Annotated in this window: 13 protein-coding genes; 6 read left to right on the top strand and 7 right to left on the bottom strand. The window is 56.7% G+C overall.

Going from position 1 to position 15,691, the window contains the following annotated elements; translation table 11 throughout:
• Positions 1-110: 110 nt before the first annotated feature.
• The 5 genes from ccmE to MED193_RS03450 form a co-directional block, all read right to left on the bottom strand.
• Complete coding sequence (gene ccmE / locus MED193_RS03470) at positions 111-554, bottom strand: cytochrome c maturation protein CcmE (RefSeq protein WP_009808258.1); 444 nt, start codon at positions 552-554, stop codon at positions 111-113.
• 22 nt (positions 555-576) lie between these two features.
• Complete coding sequence (gene argC, locus MED193_RS03465; protein ID WP_009808257.1) at positions 577-1,605, bottom strand: N-acetyl-gamma-glutamyl-phosphate reductase; 1,029 nt, start codon at positions 1,603-1,605, stop codon at positions 577-579.
• Between the two features lie 134 nt (positions 1,606-1,739).
• Complete coding sequence (locus MED193_RS03460) at positions 1,740-2,549, bottom strand: glutamate racemase (protein ID WP_009808256.1); 810 nt, start codon at positions 2,547-2,549, stop codon at positions 1,740-1,742.
• 23 nt (positions 2,550-2,572) lie between these two features.
• Positions 2,573-3,451 (bottom strand): lysophospholipid acyltransferase family protein, encoded by an 879-nt coding sequence (locus MED193_RS03455; protein ID WP_009808255.1) that lies wholly within the window; start codon positions 3,449-3,451, stop codon positions 2,573-2,575.
• Positions 3,452-3,621: 170 nt separating this feature from the next.
• Positions 3,622-7,044, bottom strand: coding sequence for an indolepyruvate ferredoxin oxidoreductase family protein (locus MED193_RS03450; protein WP_039965818.1), 3,423 nt, complete (start codon positions 7,042-7,044; stop codon positions 3,622-3,624).
• Positions 7,045-7,223: 179 nt separating this feature from the next.
• On the opposite strand from MED193_RS03450, the gene MED193_RS03445 reads away from it, so the two are divergent.
• The 5 genes from MED193_RS03445 (at position 7,224) to grxD (ending at position 12,095) form a co-directional block, all read left to right on the top strand.
• Positions 7,224-8,129, top strand: coding sequence for a LysR family transcriptional regulator (locus tag MED193_RS03445; RefSeq protein WP_039966609.1), 906 nt, complete (start codon positions 7,224-7,226; stop codon positions 8,127-8,129).
• Between the two features lie 432 nt (positions 8,130-8,561).
• Positions 8,562-10,727: a phosphoribosylformylglycinamidine synthase subunit PurL gene (gene purL / locus MED193_RS03440; protein WP_009808252.1), complete on the top strand. Its 2,166-nt coding sequence runs from the start codon at positions 8,562-8,564 to the stop codon at positions 10,725-10,727.
• 168 nt (positions 10,728-10,895) lie between these two features.
• Positions 10,896-11,132, top strand: coding sequence for a BolA family protein (locus tag MED193_RS03435; protein ID WP_009808251.1), 237 nt, complete (start codon positions 10,896-10,898; stop codon positions 11,130-11,132).
• Between the two features lie 247 nt (positions 11,133-11,379).
• The gene (locus MED193_RS03425; protein WP_009808249.1) at positions 11,380-11,625 is read left to right on the top strand and encodes a hypothetical protein; all 246 of its coding nucleotides are present in this window, start codon (positions 11,380-11,382) and stop codon (positions 11,623-11,625) included.
• Between the two features lie 107 nt (positions 11,626-11,732).
• A complete protein-coding gene (gene grxD, locus MED193_RS03420; RefSeq protein WP_009808248.1) occupies positions 11,733-12,095 on the top strand; it encodes a Grx4 family monothiol glutaredoxin in 363 nt (120 codons plus the stop codon).
• 138 nt (positions 12,096-12,233) lie between these two features.
• Here the strand turns inward: grxD and MED193_RS03415 are convergent, their stop codons facing one another.
• Both MED193_RS03415 and MED193_RS03410 read right to left on the bottom strand, forming a co-directional pair.
• Positions 12,234-12,632 (bottom strand): cell division protein ZapA, encoded by a 399-nt coding sequence (locus tag MED193_RS03415; protein ID WP_009808247.1) that lies wholly within the window; start codon positions 12,630-12,632, stop codon positions 12,234-12,236.
• Positions 12,632-13,402, bottom strand: a complete 771-nt coding sequence (locus MED193_RS03410; RefSeq protein ID WP_009808246.1) for a hypothetical protein — start codon at positions 13,400-13,402, stop codon at positions 12,632-12,634. Before MED193_RS03410 ends, MED193_RS03415 begins: the two co-directional genes overlap by 1 nt.
• A 265-nt stretch (positions 13,403-13,667) precedes the next feature.
• Here MED193_RS03410 and tkt point away from each other — a divergent pair, with 265 nt between their 5' ends.
• Positions 13,668-15,689: a transketolase gene (tkt, locus tag MED193_RS03405; RefSeq protein ID WP_009808245.1), complete on the top strand. Its 2,022-nt coding sequence runs from the start codon at positions 13,668-13,670 to the stop codon at positions 15,687-15,689.
• Positions 15,690-15,691: the final 2 nt, after the last annotated feature.

Genomic DNA, 15,691 nt, shown 5'->3' with positions numbered 1-15,691 from the left:
CTCTTCACTTTTACCCTCCCCCTTCTGAGATTCCAAAAAAATACCCCCAAAGAGCGGGCTCTGAGGGGGCACTTTTTTGGAATGAGTAGGACGGGTTTCCCTCAGCCGGATCAGGTCTCAGGCTCTTGATAGACACCCTGTGCTTTCAGGGCGTCAACAACCTCTTTGGGCATGTAGGTTTCATCGTGTTTCGCAAGAATTTCAGAGGCTTCAAAGACACCGTTGATATACTTTCCAGTACCAACCATACCCTGGTTCTCTTCGAACAAATCCGGCAAGACCCCGGTAAATGTTACCGGCACCGTTGCGCCACCATCTGTCACGGAAAACCGTACGGCTTCGCCCTGCCCCCGCACCAAACTACCTTCTTCGACCAACCCACCAATGCGGAAGGTCTCGCTGGGCGGCGGTGGGGTTTCCATCACCTGGCTGGGCGAGCGGAAATAGTTGATCCCATCCTTCAAGGCAGTGCCAATGGCTATAGTTGCCACCACCAAGGCTATGGCCGCTAGCGCGATGACCTGAATCCGGCGCTGTTTCTTGAGGTTCTTCATCCTTCAAACCTTTCGGGTGCGATCACGGGAACAGGGGAGCCATCATCAGCCCCGCTGTCTCCTCTTCACCTAACATTAGGTTGGCGTTCTGCAAGGCCTGGCCGCTGCTACCTTTTGTCAGGTTATCCAAGGCGGCAAAGACGATTGTCCGCCCTTCGATCCGATCCGCCGCCACACCGATATGGCAGAAGTTGGACCCCCGCACATGATGGGTGCTAGGCGCTTCGCCAAAGGGCAGGACTTCGACAAAGGGTTCAGCGGCGTAGGCGGTTTCAAAAGCCTGATGAATGGCCGCAGCATCGCCTTTGACATAGACGGTTGCCAAGATTCCCCGGTTGGTTGGCACCAGATGCGGGGTGAACTGGACCTTCACCGGACGCCCTGCCAGCGCGGAAAACTCCTGATCAAATTCGCCAAGGTGGCGATGGGTGCCTCCGACAGCATAGGCGTTGTAGCCCTCGCTCAGCTCTGCATGCAGCAGGTTTTCCTTCAGGGCGCGACCCGCGCCAGAGACGGCGCATTTCAGATCCAAGATAATCTCATCCAGATCAATCAACCCGTTGGTGATCAAGGGGCGAAGGGCAAATTGGCCCGTGGCCGCATTGCAGCCGGTCCCAGCAACCAGACGCGCTGATTTGATCTCTTCACGGTAGAACTCGCTGAGACCATAGACAGCCTCTTCTTGCTGCTCTAGCGCCGCATGAGGGTTGCCGTACCATTTTTCATATTCCGCCGGATCCCTCAGTCTGAAATCGGCCGATAGATCGACGATCTTCAGCGTCTTTGGAAGGGCTGCGATCACCTCCTGGCTGGTTTTATGCGGCAAGGCGCAGAAACACAGATCAATACCAGAAAAGTCAATTTCATTTATTTTACAAAGCTTTGGAAGCTTCATGTGACGCAGATGTGGAAACACTTGGGCCATGTTAAGCCCAGCCTTACGCTCTGCCGCCAGAGCTGCAATTTCGATATTTGGATGGTTCGCAATCAGCCGAACCAACTCCGCGCCTGTATAGCCACTGGCGCCAAGGATTGCCACTTTATGGGTCATGTCAGACCTCGCATTCTGAATGTGTATTTGGGTTTCATGCCGCAGCGTGAAACGAGAACTAAAGGAAGAGCTGCGCCCCGACTTTGTTCCAGATCATGGGCGGGATGGTACACCACCCCCCGATCCGGCAACAATCAGGCCGCCTGAAAACGGATTTCTCGTCGGAGAAACTGCGTTGCCCGGTCACTGACACGGGCGGGATCACCAGTAGTGAAATACCCGCCGTTACCGGTCCCAATCATATCCGGGTGACGGTCCAGGTAATCGGCAAGGCTGTCTGCGACCAGGTTACCCTGACTAAAGACCTTTACCCCAGCCCCCAGCGCGGCCTGAAACTCTTTTTCCATCAACGGGTAATGGGTGCAGCCCAGGATGGCTGCCTCTGGCTCTGGCATCTTACGCTTCAGCGCATCCACATGGCTGCGCACCAGGGCTTCTGCCAAGATCATGTCCCCGTCTTCGATGGCATCGACAATGCCACCACAGGCCTGGGCCTCCACGTCAACGCCAATGGCGCGAAAAGCCAGCTCACGCTGAAAAGCGCGACTGGACACGGTGGCGGGGGTGGCAAACAGTGCCACATGTTTCACTTCGACCTCGCGCGGCGGACTGTTATCGCCCCACTGGCGCTCGGTCATGGCCTCGATCAAGGGAACAAAAACACCCAGGACCCGCTTGCCAGCAGGCAGGCCTTCTTCTTGCATCCGCCGTAGGGCAGCAGCGGAGGCCGTGTTACAGGCCAAGATGACCAGATCACAGCCCTTGGACCACATATCATTCACGGCGGCCTTGGTCAGGTTAAAGATATCCTCTGCATCGCGAACGCCGTAGGGAGCACGGGCGCTATCCGCATAATACAGGAAATCCACGTCCGGCAGACGGGATTGGGCGGCTTTCAGGACGGTGAGCCCGCCCAGACCGGAATCAAAGATACCTACAGCCATGATCTCTCTTTCAGGCCTGACTATCAGGCGCGATGTTTCTCCTCGAACTCAAACCCGTAGTCATAGGATTTGAGAGGCTTCGGAGACAGCTCATACGTGGCTTTGCGCAGGAAATCCATCATTCCTTTTGTGTCTTTGGCCAGGGGCGTCAGGATATCGCGGCTGATCGGCTCACCAATCACCACCTTCACCGGGGTATCCACCCGTTTGTTGAACTCTTTGATCAACAGCCCCATGCGCAGCGTGCTGTGCAAATGACTGGCAATCTGGAATAGCCGCGAGGTATGGCCCTCAAAAAACACCGGTACCACCACCGCATCGGATTTGGCGATCATCCGCGCAGTAAAGCCGCGCCAACCGGGATCCATCGGGTGGGAAAAGGGCTTGGCCGCGGTGGAAACCGTCCCGCCAGGGAAGATGCCAATGGCCCCGCCCTGCCCTAGGTAATCAAGCGCCGCCTTGCGGGTCTGAAGGTTGGTCTTTAGCGCCTCTTTTGTTTCAGCAAAATCCACCGGCAGAATCACCTTGTTCAGGTCTTCGGCCTTGCGAAAGATCTGATGGGCCAGAATACGGAAATCGCCGCGCGTTTCGGCCATGATATGCCCCATCATCAACCCATCCAGAATTCCGTAGGGGTGGTTTGCGATCAATATCACAGGCTTATCCTTGGGGATATTCGCTAGGCTGCCGCCTGTGACATCCAGGGTCAGACCATAGCGATCGGCCATCACGCTCCAGAAACTGCGCCCATTGGCCACTTCCTGCTCGTAGCCATCGGCACGTTTGATCAATCGCAGCCGACCCGTGGTGTTTTCAAGCAGGCGGATCACGGTACGTCCAGGTGCCGATCCAGCAGAATGGGCGTAGGAAATATCACGGGCGATATGACGCGCTGAGGACAAAAGAAATCTCCCGAATTGTGGCGAGGCAGTCTAGGTCACTTATAAGACAATTTCTTAACAGCGACATGACAATAGGCCGTGCCGGCGTCACCTGGGCCAAATGACATAAGGGGAGGCAACCGATTTGGTCACCTCCCCTTTGTTCAGCATATGCCCTGTGTGCAGTGCAGTTATTCCGCCGCGTCCTTGAGAGGCGCCCCAGCCTGGCGCAGCGCAATCAACAGTTCTTCGCGGCGTTTGGCGGCCTTGGTCTCGCTTTCCAATTTCACCGGACCAAAGCCCCGGATCTGCAGCGGCAGCTCAGCGAGTGCAATCAGCGGCTCAAGGGTGTCGGCACTCGCTTTGGGCAGCCATTCTTTCATGTCGCGCTCATATTGCTTGATCAAGGCGCGCTCCATCTTGCGCTCAGCCGTATAGCCAAAGACATCCAGCGGCGTATTGCGCAGCGGCTTCATCTTGGCCAAGAGGCGCAGCCAACGGGTCATGCCGGGGCCAAATTTGCGCTTTTGCGGACGGCCATTGACCAGCTTTCCGCCAAAGATCGGCGGCGCCAGATTGTAAGAAACCTTCAGATCGCCTTCAAACTCTGCCGTCAGCTTCTCATGGCTCGACAAAAGTAGGCGGGCAACCTCGTATTCGTCCTTATAGGCCAGCAGCTTATGATAGCCCTTTGCAACCGCTTCTTTGAGCTGCTTGTCAGAAATCTCGTCCAAAAGCTTAGCGTAGCGCTTGGCCAGACCGCTGCCCTGATAGGCCACCAGCTGATCGCTGCGGAAGGCAATGATCTCGTCCAGAGTTTTTGGCAGCTCAACCACATTGGCAGGCTTGGCAATCTTGGCGGCCTCGGCGGGCGCGACAATGGCCCAGCGACCAATCTCAAAGGCGCGTAGGTTACGCTCAACCGCCGCGCCATTCAGCGTGATTGCCTGGGTGATCGCTGCGTGGCTCACCGGGATAAGCCCCTGCTGCCAGGCGGCGCCAAAGACCATCATATTGGAGAAAATGGAATCTCCCATGGTGGCACGGGCCAGTTCCGATGCATCAAACAGCGACAGATCATCGCGCAGACGCGCCTGAAGTGCGACCTGCAAGCGGTCGGTGGGCAGGTTGAAATTGGTATCGCGGGTAAAGTCCCCGGTGATGATTTCATGGCTATTGACCACACCGCCGGTCTGGCCGGTTTTCATCAACCCAATGGTCTTGGCGCCCGCACTCACCACCAGATCGCCGCCAATCAATGCATGGGCTTCACCAGTGGCGACGCGAATGGCGCTGATGTCTTCAGGCCGTTTCGCCAGACGGCAGTGGATATGCACTGCGCCGCCCTTTTGAGCGAGGCCGGCCATTTCCATCATGCCCGCGCCTAAGCCATCAATCTGCGCCGCCTGCGCCAGTACCGCTCCGATCGTCACCACGCCGGTTCCACCGACGCCTGTGATCACCACATTATGGGTACCCGAGATCTCCGGCAGTTTGGGGTCCGGCATGTGCGGCAGCTTTAGTTCCGCCGTAGCTTCCTTGCGGATCTTGGCACCCTCAACCGTGAGGAATGAAGGGCAAAACCCGTTGACGCAAGAGAAATCCTTGTTGCAGGAGCTTTGATCAATCGCGCGTTTGCGACCAAGCTCGGTCTCTTTGGGCACAATGGACACGCAGTTGGACTGAATACCGCAATCACCGCAACCTTCGCAGACATCCGAGTTGATAAAGAGCCGCTGATCGGGATCAGGGAACAGCCCCCGTTTCCGGCGACGGCGCTTTTCGGCGGCACAGGTCTGAATATAGATGATGCCAGAGACACCTTCGACCTGTTCAAATTCCTTTTGCACCTCCATCAACTCGGCACGTTCATGCATCCGCATGCCTGTCGGGAACAGCTTGGCGTCGACATCTTCCTTGTCGTCATAGACCACCGCAATGGTCTTCATTCCCATGGCCTTGAGCTCATGGGCAATCTGATGCGCCGTCAGCCCGCCCTCAGCCTGCTGGCCACCGGTCATGGCAACCGCATCATTATACAGGATTTTATAGGTGATGTTCGTGCCTTCAGCCAGGGCAGCACGAATGGCCTGAACCCCAGAGTGGTTATAGGTACCATCGCCAAGGTTCTGGAACACATGGCGACGCTTGGAAAACGGCGCTTCGCCGATCCAGTTGGCACCCTCCGCCCCCATATGGGTAAAGCCAGAGGTTTCACGGTCCATCCACTGCACCATAAAGTGACAGCCGATACCGGCATAGGCACGGCTGCCCTCTGGCAGCTTGGTCGAGGAGTTATGCGGGCAACCCGAACAGAAATAGGGCAGACGTGCCGCGATCTCTTCTGCGTTGTCCGCTCGCTTGGCATCATCCAGCGCGGCCAGACCCGCCTTGACCGCCTCGGTATCACGGCCTTCCTCAATCAGGATGCCGCCAAGTTTCTCGGCAATCATGATCGGGTCAAGCGCATATTTGGTTGGGAAAAGCTCTTCGCGATTGGCGGCACCTACGCCCCCCTTATACCAGCCGTAAACCCGGCGCCCGCGACGGTCGTCAAAGATCGCCTCTTTGATCTGCACCTCAATCAGTTTGCGCTTTTCTTCAACCACGACAATGAGATCCAGACCTTCAGCCCAGGCATTAAAGCCCTTCATGTCCATCGGCCAAGTCTGCCCAACCTTATAGGTAGTGATCCCCAGGCGCTCTGCCATGGCTTCATCAATGTTGAGCAGCGACATTGCATGCACAAGATCCAGCCAGTTTTTACCAGCGGCGACAAAGCCGATCTTGGCACCGGGTTTGCCCCAGACGCGCTTGTCCATCTTGTTGGCATGGCTAAAGGCTTCGGCGGCAAAGCGCTTGTAGTCGATGATGCGGTCTTCCTGCTGGAACCGATCATCCTGCACCCGAATATTCAGCCCACCTTCAGGCATCTCGAAATCTGGCCGCACGATCTGCATACGGTCCGGATCGCCATCCACCACGGATGTCACCTCGATGGTGTCTTTCATGGTCTTAAGGCCAACCCAAAGCCCGGAGAACCGGCTCAATTCATAGCCATAAACCCCGTAATCCAAGATCTCCTGAACGCCCGCGGGGCTAACAATGGGGAGGTAACAATCCAGCAGAGACCATTCTGATTGGTGCAGCACAGTGGAGCTTTCACCGGTGTGATCGTCGCCCATGGCCACCAGCACACCGCCGTTCTTCGAGGTGCCCGCCATATTTGCATGACGAAAGGCATCGCCAGAGCGATCAACGCCGGGACCCTTGCCGTACCACAGACCAAAGACACCGTCGTATTTACCCTCACCACGGATCTCAGCCTGCTGCGCCCCCCAAAGGGCCGTTACTGCAAGATCTTCGTTGAGCCCATATTGGAAAGTCACATCAGATTCAGTGAGCTGCTTTTGGGCCCGCTCCATCTGCATATCCACAGCGCCAAGCGGTGACCCCCGATAGCCCGTTACCAGACCCGCAGTGTTGAGCCCCGCGGCAACATCACGCGCCTTTTGCATCATCATCAGACGAACCAGAGCCTGGGTCCCATTCAGCATAATAGGTGATTTGCTCAGGTCATATTTGTCGTTGAGTGAGATTTTTTGCGTGCTCATTCGGGCCTCCCAACCAAAAATTAGCTTGCAGTACTTGCCCTCACAATAGGTCACAATTACTGACCTGTATAGGCGGTTTTTTCACTTTTCTCTCGCACAGACATGGAAAATTGATAAAAACCTATGATTTCATATAGTCTGCGACAGACAGATCGAAAGAGATGGATATGGATTGGGATATGGATTGGGATAAGCTCAGAATATTTCATGCGGTAGCGGATGCAGGCAGCCTGACCCATGCCGGGGATAAGCTTAACCTGTCCCAGTCAGCGGTGAGCCGCCAGGTACGTGCGCTTGAGGAAAGCCTCAATGCGACACTATTTCACCGCCATGCGCGGGGATTGATTCTCACGGAACAGGGGGAGCTGCTTTTTGATGCAACAAAATCCATGTCCACCCGGCTCGAGGCGGCATCTGCCCGCATTCGCGACAGCGAAGAAGAGGTTTTTGGTGAGCTGCGCGTGACCACCACCTTTGGCTTTGGCACCCTTTGGCTGGCGCCCCGCCTGACCAAGCTGTTTGAGCAATATCCCAACCTGAAAATCGATCTGATGCTCGAGGAACGCGTTCTCGATTTGCCTATGCGCGAGGCCGATGTCGCCATTCGCATGAAAGAACCGAGCCAGGCGGATCTGATCCGTAAACGGCTGATGACCGTTCAAATGAAGCTTTATGCCTCGCGCAAGTACCTGGACCATAACGGCACGCCGGAAGCGGCCGAGGATATTAAATACCATCGCCTGATCTGCCAAAACCAGCGCTCTGCTCAGGTGGGCTCGGCCTCAGTCCTGGTGCAACGGCTCCTGACTCACAATCCTGGTTCCCTGCTGACTGTGAACAACTACTTTGGCGTCTTGCAGGGTGTTTTGCACGATCTCGGAATCGGGATCCTTCCGGATTATGTCACCGAAGATTTCCCAGATCTGGTCGAAGTATTGCCCAATGAAGAAAACAGTGTGGTGCCCGTATACCTGGCCTACCCAGAAGAATTGCGGCATTCGCAACGAGTTTCTGCATTCCGGGACTTTGTCCAGAACGAGATTATGGCCCACCGCAAACATATGAAAGAACTGGGCAAATTATAAGCACCGCGAGAGAGCACATGAAAAAGCTCTCAAGCCATGCAAAAACCGCATAGCAGCAATGCTGCCATACCTGCATGAAAGATCTTGAAGGGTCAGCAGAGTAACCCTAAATGGGACCTATGAAGACGGGGCAAACGCCTCACTTCATACCTCCCTGTTGGACTTCGGCCGAGCTTAGTGCTCGGCCTTTTTTTTGGCAATTTGTCAAAAAGGGTGAAAGACTCAAGTCAATCCCGTTCGATTACTCTAGCAAATCCCGCGCTGCCTAAAATTGACGCAGCTCAAGCCCTGCGCGCCCAAGATGCGCGCATCAAGAAAACAGGATGCCCTGGACCAAATCGACACGACAGTGACTTGAGATACCCCCTTCCCCATTGGGCGTGGTTGCTCTAAAAGCCGCCTCAGTAGCACCATGGGGGGCCATATCGCGCCATGCAAGAACCAGCCATTACATCCGAACTGATCGCAAGCCACGGCTTGAACGCCGAAGAGTATGACATGATCCTAGAGATCATCGGACGCGAACCCAGCTTCACTGAACTTGGCATCTTCTCGGCCATGTGGAACGAGCATTGCTCCTATAAGTCTTCCAAGAAATGGCTGCGCACCCTGCCGACCGACGGTCCGCAGGTGATTTGTGGTCCTGGCGAAAACGCCGGCATCGTCGACATTGGGGACGGGGATGCAGTGGTTTTCAAAATGGAAAGCCACAACCACCCTTCATATATTGAACCCTATCAAGGTGCGGCCACCGGTGTTGGCGGCATCCTGCGCGATGTCTTTACCATGGGCGCGCGCCCCGTCGCCTCGATGAATTCGCTCTCTTTTGGTGAACCCTCGCACCACAAAACCCGCCAGTTGGTCAACGGTGTGGTTGAGGGCATTGGCGGTTATGGCAACTGCTTTGGCGTGCCCTGCGTTGGCGGCGAAGTCCGTTTTCACCCAGCCTATAACGGCAACTGCCTGGTCAATGCCTTTGCGGCGGGCCTGGCGAAAACTGATAGCATCTTCTATTCTGCCGCTTCTGGCGTTGGTATGCCGGTGGTTTATCTCGGCGCCAAGACCGGTCGTGACGGCGTTGGTGGTGCAACCATGGCCTCTGCCGAATTTGACGACACCATCGAGGAAAAGCGCCCTACCGTTCAGGTTGGCGACCCTTTCACAGAGAAGCGTCTGATGGAGGCCACGCTTGAGCTAATGCAGACAGGTGCCGTGATCTCGATCCAGGATATGGGTGCCGCTGGTCTCACCTGTTCTGCGGTGGAAATGGGCGACAAGGGCAAGCTGGGGATCAAATTGAATCTCGAAGACGTGCCCCAGCGCGAAGAAAACATGACCGCCTATGAGATGATGCTCTCAGAAAGCCAGGAACGCATGTTGATGGTGCTAAAGCCAGAAAAAGAGGCCGAAGCCCGTGCGGTGTTTGAAAAATGGGATCTGGACTTTGCCATCGTGGGTGAGACCATCGCCGAAGATCGCTTCCTCATCCTGCACAATGACGAAGTCAAAGCAGACCTGGTGCTGTCCAAACTGGCCTCTACCGCGCCCGAGTATGACCGGCCTTGGGTGGCGACCCCTGCAGCAGAACCTCTGACGGATGCGGATGTTCCCACCATTGATCCAATTGATGGGCTTAAGGCGTTGCTTAGCTCGCCCAACTACGCTGGCAAGCAGTGGGTCTATGAGCAATATGACACCACCGTTATGGGCGACACCGCGCGCCGTCCTGGGGTGGGATCGGGCATTATCCGGGTGCATGGCACTGACAAACGTCTGGCCTTCACCTCGGATGTGACACCGCGCTACGTCAAGGCAAACCCGGTTGAGGGTGGCAAACAGGCGGTGGCAGAGGCCTATCGCAACCTCACAGCTGTGGGCGCCAAGCCCCTGGCAACAACGGACAACCTGAACTTTGGCAACCCAGAAAAACCCGAGATCATGGGCCAGTTTGTTGGCGCGATCCAAGGCATCGGTGAAGCCGTCGCCGCGCTGGACATGCCCATCGTATCGGGCAATGTCTCGCTCTATAACGAAACTGACGGTCAGGGCATTCTGCCGACCCCCACAATTGGCGCGGTTGGCCTGATTGCAGCGGGTGAAGAAGCCATCACCGGCGAGGCCCGCGACGGTCATATCGCCCTTTTGATCGGTGAAACCCAGGGCCATCTGGGCCAGTCCGCCCTTCTGGCAGAGGTGTTTAACCGCGAAGATGGCGACGCCCCAGCGGTGGATCTTGCGGCAGAAAAACGCAATGGCGAATTCATCCGCACCAACCGTGAGCTGATCAAGGCCTGTACCGATCTCAGCGATGGCGGTCTCGCTTTGGCAGCGTTTGAGCTGGCCGACGAAGGCGGTGTTGGCGTTCAGATCGACGTGGCAGACACTCCCGGTCTGTTTGGTGAGGATCAGGCCCGCTATCTGGTAGCCTGTAACTTTGACCAGGCCGAAGGTCTGATGCTTGCTGCCGGCCAGGCTGGGATAACCTTGACAACTGTTGGCCGATTCACTGGCGACAGCGTAAAGATCGGCGGCTCCGAGGCACCACTGGCTGAATTGCAAGAGGTCTTCCGCTCGGGATTTGCTGCTGCGGTGGCCTAAAGACAAGACTTCTGCAATCAATACAAAGGCGCGCAATATTTGCGCGCCTTTTGATTTTTATCGACAGGTTCAGGCCAGCGCTGATGCCGTGCTAAATCGCTTGAGTGCTTGCACTGCCCCCATGCTCCCCCTAAGTTTCAACCAAGACCAATGCCAAGGATAGCCCAAATGCCAATGCAAGCCCAAGAAATCGAAGACCTCCTGCGCCAGACCTTCCCGGATGCGGAAATCCAGGTGGCAGGCAACGACGGCGTGCATATGTCCGCCATGGTGGTCGATGAGAGCTTTCGCGGCAAAAACCGGGTGCAGCAACAGCGCGCCGTCTATGCCGCCCTCAAGGGTAAGATGGATGGCTCCAACGGAGAATTGCACGCCCTGGCCCTGACCACCAAGGCGCCTGAATGACGCTAACAGGATGGATCATCCTAGGCGCTTTGGCAGCCCTGATTGTTGCAGTGGTTGTGCACGACGCGTCGAAACCAAGGCGGCATCGTCCACTGGCTAAAAGGCAGCCAGGACTAAGCGCAACAAAGCACCCGAATAAACCGGAGCTTGGCCTCGAAGCGGTCGACCATGAGCTGGTCGAGAAAGTTCAGAAGGAAAACAAGCGGCTCCAAGGATTGAACGGGCGGGGCATTCCGGGTCTGAAAAGATGATCCAATTTGCGACCAACCATCTCGTTTGGATTGTTAGCGGATGCCTTCTGCTTTGGCCTGCTGTGGTGATGGGAGCCTTGTTGTTCTTAAAGCGCAAAGACAAGCCGTCGAAAAAGCAAATGCCTTTTGTGCCTCTGGATGGTAACCACCCAGAACTTGAGGCAGAGTTGGAGCTGGAAAAGGAAGAGCGCATGACTGAGATGAATGTGCGAAATTTTGAAAAATACTTGAACCGCTTCTAACCTCAATCACTTCGACAAAGGCACGATTTGCGGGGCTTACTTTCCAAAAGCTTCTCCCCTATATCGAAACACACAGTGACCGGCAGCGACGACAGAAGGAAAAACACATGAGCGACGCACAGACCCGCATCGACGAAACCGTAAAAGCCAATGACGTTGTGCTCTTCATGAAGGGCAACAAGGAGATGCCGCAATGTGGCTTCTCCTCGCGTGTGGCTGGCGTGCTGAACTACATCGGCGTCGACTATACCGATGTGAACGTTCTGGCAGACGAAGAAATTCGCGCCGGCATCAAGGAGTATTCCGATTGGCCGACCATCCCGCAGCTCTATATCAAGGGTGAATTTGTTGGCGGTTGCGACATCATCACCGAGATGACCCTCTCCGGTGAGCTGGACGGCATGTTTGCCGATAATGAGATCGCCTTTGACAAAGAGGCTGCAGACAAGATCCGCGAAGCAAACGGCTAAAGGCTCTTTGACCCAGGCGCGGCGGCCCGGTAGTTGCCCAGCAGTTTCCGGGTTTATACCGACACCAAAAAACCCCCTTCCGGTCCAGACCAGAAGGGGGTTTTTTTTAGAAAGCAATGCGCAGGCGCCTTGCTACACTTATTCAGCGGTCGATTTTTCTTCCAGCTGTTGCGCCAAAGATTCGGCCCGTGCGGCCAGTTCCGCCAGTGTTTCCGGCACCTGCGGAGGCACCACCGGAACTTCAATACGCTCAGGCTCAGGAGCTGGGGTGTTTTTCAAGGTCTCCAGCTCAGCCGTGCGTTCGGCCAGCTCAGCTTCGACCTCTTTGATGCGATCCTCAACGGCTGCGGTCTTATCGGCCAGCATAAGGCCCGCCATCAACAGCATCCGCGCCTCTGGCATCCGCCCGATCTGGTCTGACAGCACCTGCGCCTCATCATCCAGCATCTTTGCAGCAGAATGTAGGTAGCTTTCTTCACCCAACTGGCAAGAGACTTCAAACCCACGGCCACCGATATGAATGGTCACTTCTGGCATCAGACTTCCTCCCCTTCAGGCAGATTTTGTTCGGGCAGATCCTGCGCATTTGCCAGGAGCGGCTCCAGCTTGGCGAGGACGGCATTGACCTGGGCCTGCTCCTCCGCCTGAGCAGTGCGCAGCGCTTCATTGGTGCTGTGTAGGTCACTATTGGCCTTGCGCAGCTCATCCAGCTGGGCCTGAAACTCGTGGTCCTGCGGTACAACTGCCGCGGCGGCCTGCGCCTCGGCGAGCTGTGTCTTCAGCGCAGTGATTTCAGCCTCCAGCGCAGCCTGATCCACCGCATCCCCCAGATCACCTGCGGCCTCACCAGAGGCCTCTTCGATTTGTGACATCATCTGTTGGTTGGTGAGTTTGAGGTCGGCCAGTTCAGTTTCCAAGGCTTCCTTCTCAGCGGCCAGCCCATTGCCAGCGCTCTCCAGCGCAGCTTTCAACCGGGTCACTTCCAGCTTCAGGGCATCCTTTTCATCGGTGTTACCGACCTCATTGCGCAAAAGCTCCAGCTCGGCTTTCAGGGCCTCCATCTCGCCGCTGTCAGCGGCGGGAGCCGCGGCCTCCTGCAGGCGGTTGTGCAAGACCTTTACCCGCTCTTCAAGCTGGGCATTGGCTGTTTTTTCTTCTTCCAGCGCGCGCTCGATATCAGAATTATCCGCCGCCGCCCGCGCCTCTTCTTGCGCCTGGGCACGGGCCAGTTCAAGCTTTTCAACCCCAGTGCCGATCCGCTCCATGGCGGCCAGAATACGACCCTGCAACTCTTCGATCTGCGTCATGCCTGTCACTCACCCCTCATCAGCTCTGCTGGCGCTTGTCGCCCTGTTTCGTTCGGCATTTCTTTGTAGCACGCGCGAATCGCTTTGCCTCATCCGAATTACCAACAGTTTAACGAAGTCAGGAGTAAAACACCCCCTCTTTGCTTTCAAGCACTTGCAGCTCTCACTTCGTGCGACCGGCAGGGAATGGCGCAGAAAGCTTGATCTTTGGGCTGTCACTGCTATTGAGCGGCAGACCAGACTGGTAACCCAAAGGAAAACTTCAGTGGATCTGACAGCCCTGCGCACCGCTAATCCCGATCATTGGAACAAAGCCGCAGCTATTCGCGCGCTTGCCCTTGACGCCGTCGCCGCCGCCAATTCCGGCCACACCGGCATGCCCATCGGCATGGCCGATGTAGCCACCGTGCTGTTTGAAAAGCACCTGAAGTTTGATGTGGCGGCCCCCCAATGGCCCGACCGCGATCGCTTCATTCTTTCGGCTGGCCACGGCTCAATGCTGATCTACTCCCTGTTGTACCTTTGTGGTGACAAACAGGTGACACTGGATCAGATCAAAAACTTTCGTCAGATGGGCGCTCTGACCGCAGGGCACCCTGAAAACTTCCTGCTCGACGCGGTTGAAACCACCACTGGCCCCCTGGGTCAGGGGATTTCCAACGCCGTTGGCTTTGCCATGGCCGAAGAGATGCAGCGCGCCCAGTATGGCCGCAAAATCGTTGATCACCACACCTATGTCATCGCAGGCGATGGCTGCCTGATGGAAGGCATCAGCCAAGAGGCCATCGGTCTGGCCGGGCGTCATTCGCTGGGCAAGCTGATTGTGCTGTGGGACAACAACAATATCACCATCGACGGCACGGTGGAGCTGTCGGATCGCACCAACCAGGTGCAGCGCTTCCGCGCCTCTGGCTGGCAGGTGATCGAGATTGACGGCCATGACCCCGTTGCCATCGACGAGGCCCTGACCGCGGCCAAGAAATCGAAGAAACCTTCGATGATTGCCTGTAAGACCCATATCGCCCTGGGCCATGCCGCACAGGACACCTCCAAGGGCCACGGCGCGCTGACCGATGCAGATCAGATGGCCGCCGCCAAAGAGGCCTATGGCTGGACCACAGGTCCCTTTGAAGTCCCCGCCGAGATCAAATCCCAGTGGGAAGCCATTGGCGCCCGTGGCGCTGATGAGCGTGCCGCCTGGGAATCCCGTTTCGCTGAGACCTCGCAGCAGAAACAGGACCGCTTCAACCGCGCCTATGCGCTGGACGCGCCCAAGAAGCTATCGGCCACCGTCAAGGCGCTGAAAAAGCAGGTCTCGGAGGAACAGCCAAAGGTGGCCACTCGTAAGGCCTCGGAGATGGCACTGGCCGCGATCAACCCGATTATGCCTGAAACCGTGGGCGGATCCGCTGACCTGACTGGCTCCAACAACACCAAAACCGGTGATCTGGGCGTGTTTGACACGGACAACCGCAAGGGCCGCTATGTCTATTGGGGCATCCGCGAGCACGGTATGGCCGCCGCGATGAACGGCATGGTCCTGCACGGCGGTATCCGCGCCTATGGTGGTACCTTCTTCTGCTTCACCGATTATGCCCGTCCGGCGATGCGTTTGGCCGCCCTGTCCAAGATCCCAACAGTGTTTGTCATGACCCATGACAGCATCGGCGTTGGCGAAGATGGTCCAACCCACCAGCCGGTCGAGCATCTCGCAATCTGCCGCGCAACACCAAACACCTATGTGTTCCGCCCAGCGGATGCGGTGGAAGCCGCCGAGGCGTGGGAAATTGCCCTGACCGAAAAGGAAACCCCCTCGGTCATGGTGCTCACCCGTCAGAACCTGCCCACCGTGCGCACCGAACACAAGCTGAGCAACCTCACTTCCAAAGGCGCCTATGTGCTGGCCGAGGCCGAAGGCAAGCGTCAGGCCATCCTGATTGCCACCGGGTCCGAGGTCTCTCTGGCGATGGAAGCCAAGGCCCAGCTCGAAGCCCAAGGCATTGGCACCCGCGTGGTCTCCATGCCATCGATGGAGCTTTTTGCCCAACAAGACGAAGCCTACCGCCGCAAGGTCCTGCCTGCAGGTCCTGTGCGTGTTGGAATCGAAGCTGCCGTCCGCGCCGGCGGTTGGGATCGCTGGTTGATGGGCGAGCGCGGCCAGGACAAAAAGGCTGGTTTCATCGGCATGGACCGCTTTGGCGCATCTGCACCAGCAGGTGAGTTGTTTGCAAAGTTCGGCATCACCGCCGAGGCCACCGTTGCCAAGGTAAAAGATCTGCTGGGTTAAGT

The organism is Roseobacter sp. MED193, assembly GCF_000152965.1.
Classification (GTDB): domain Bacteria; phylum Pseudomonadota; class Alphaproteobacteria; order Rhodobacterales; family Rhodobacteraceae; genus Pseudophaeobacter.
This window is presented reverse-complemented; position numbering and strand designations above follow the sequence as displayed.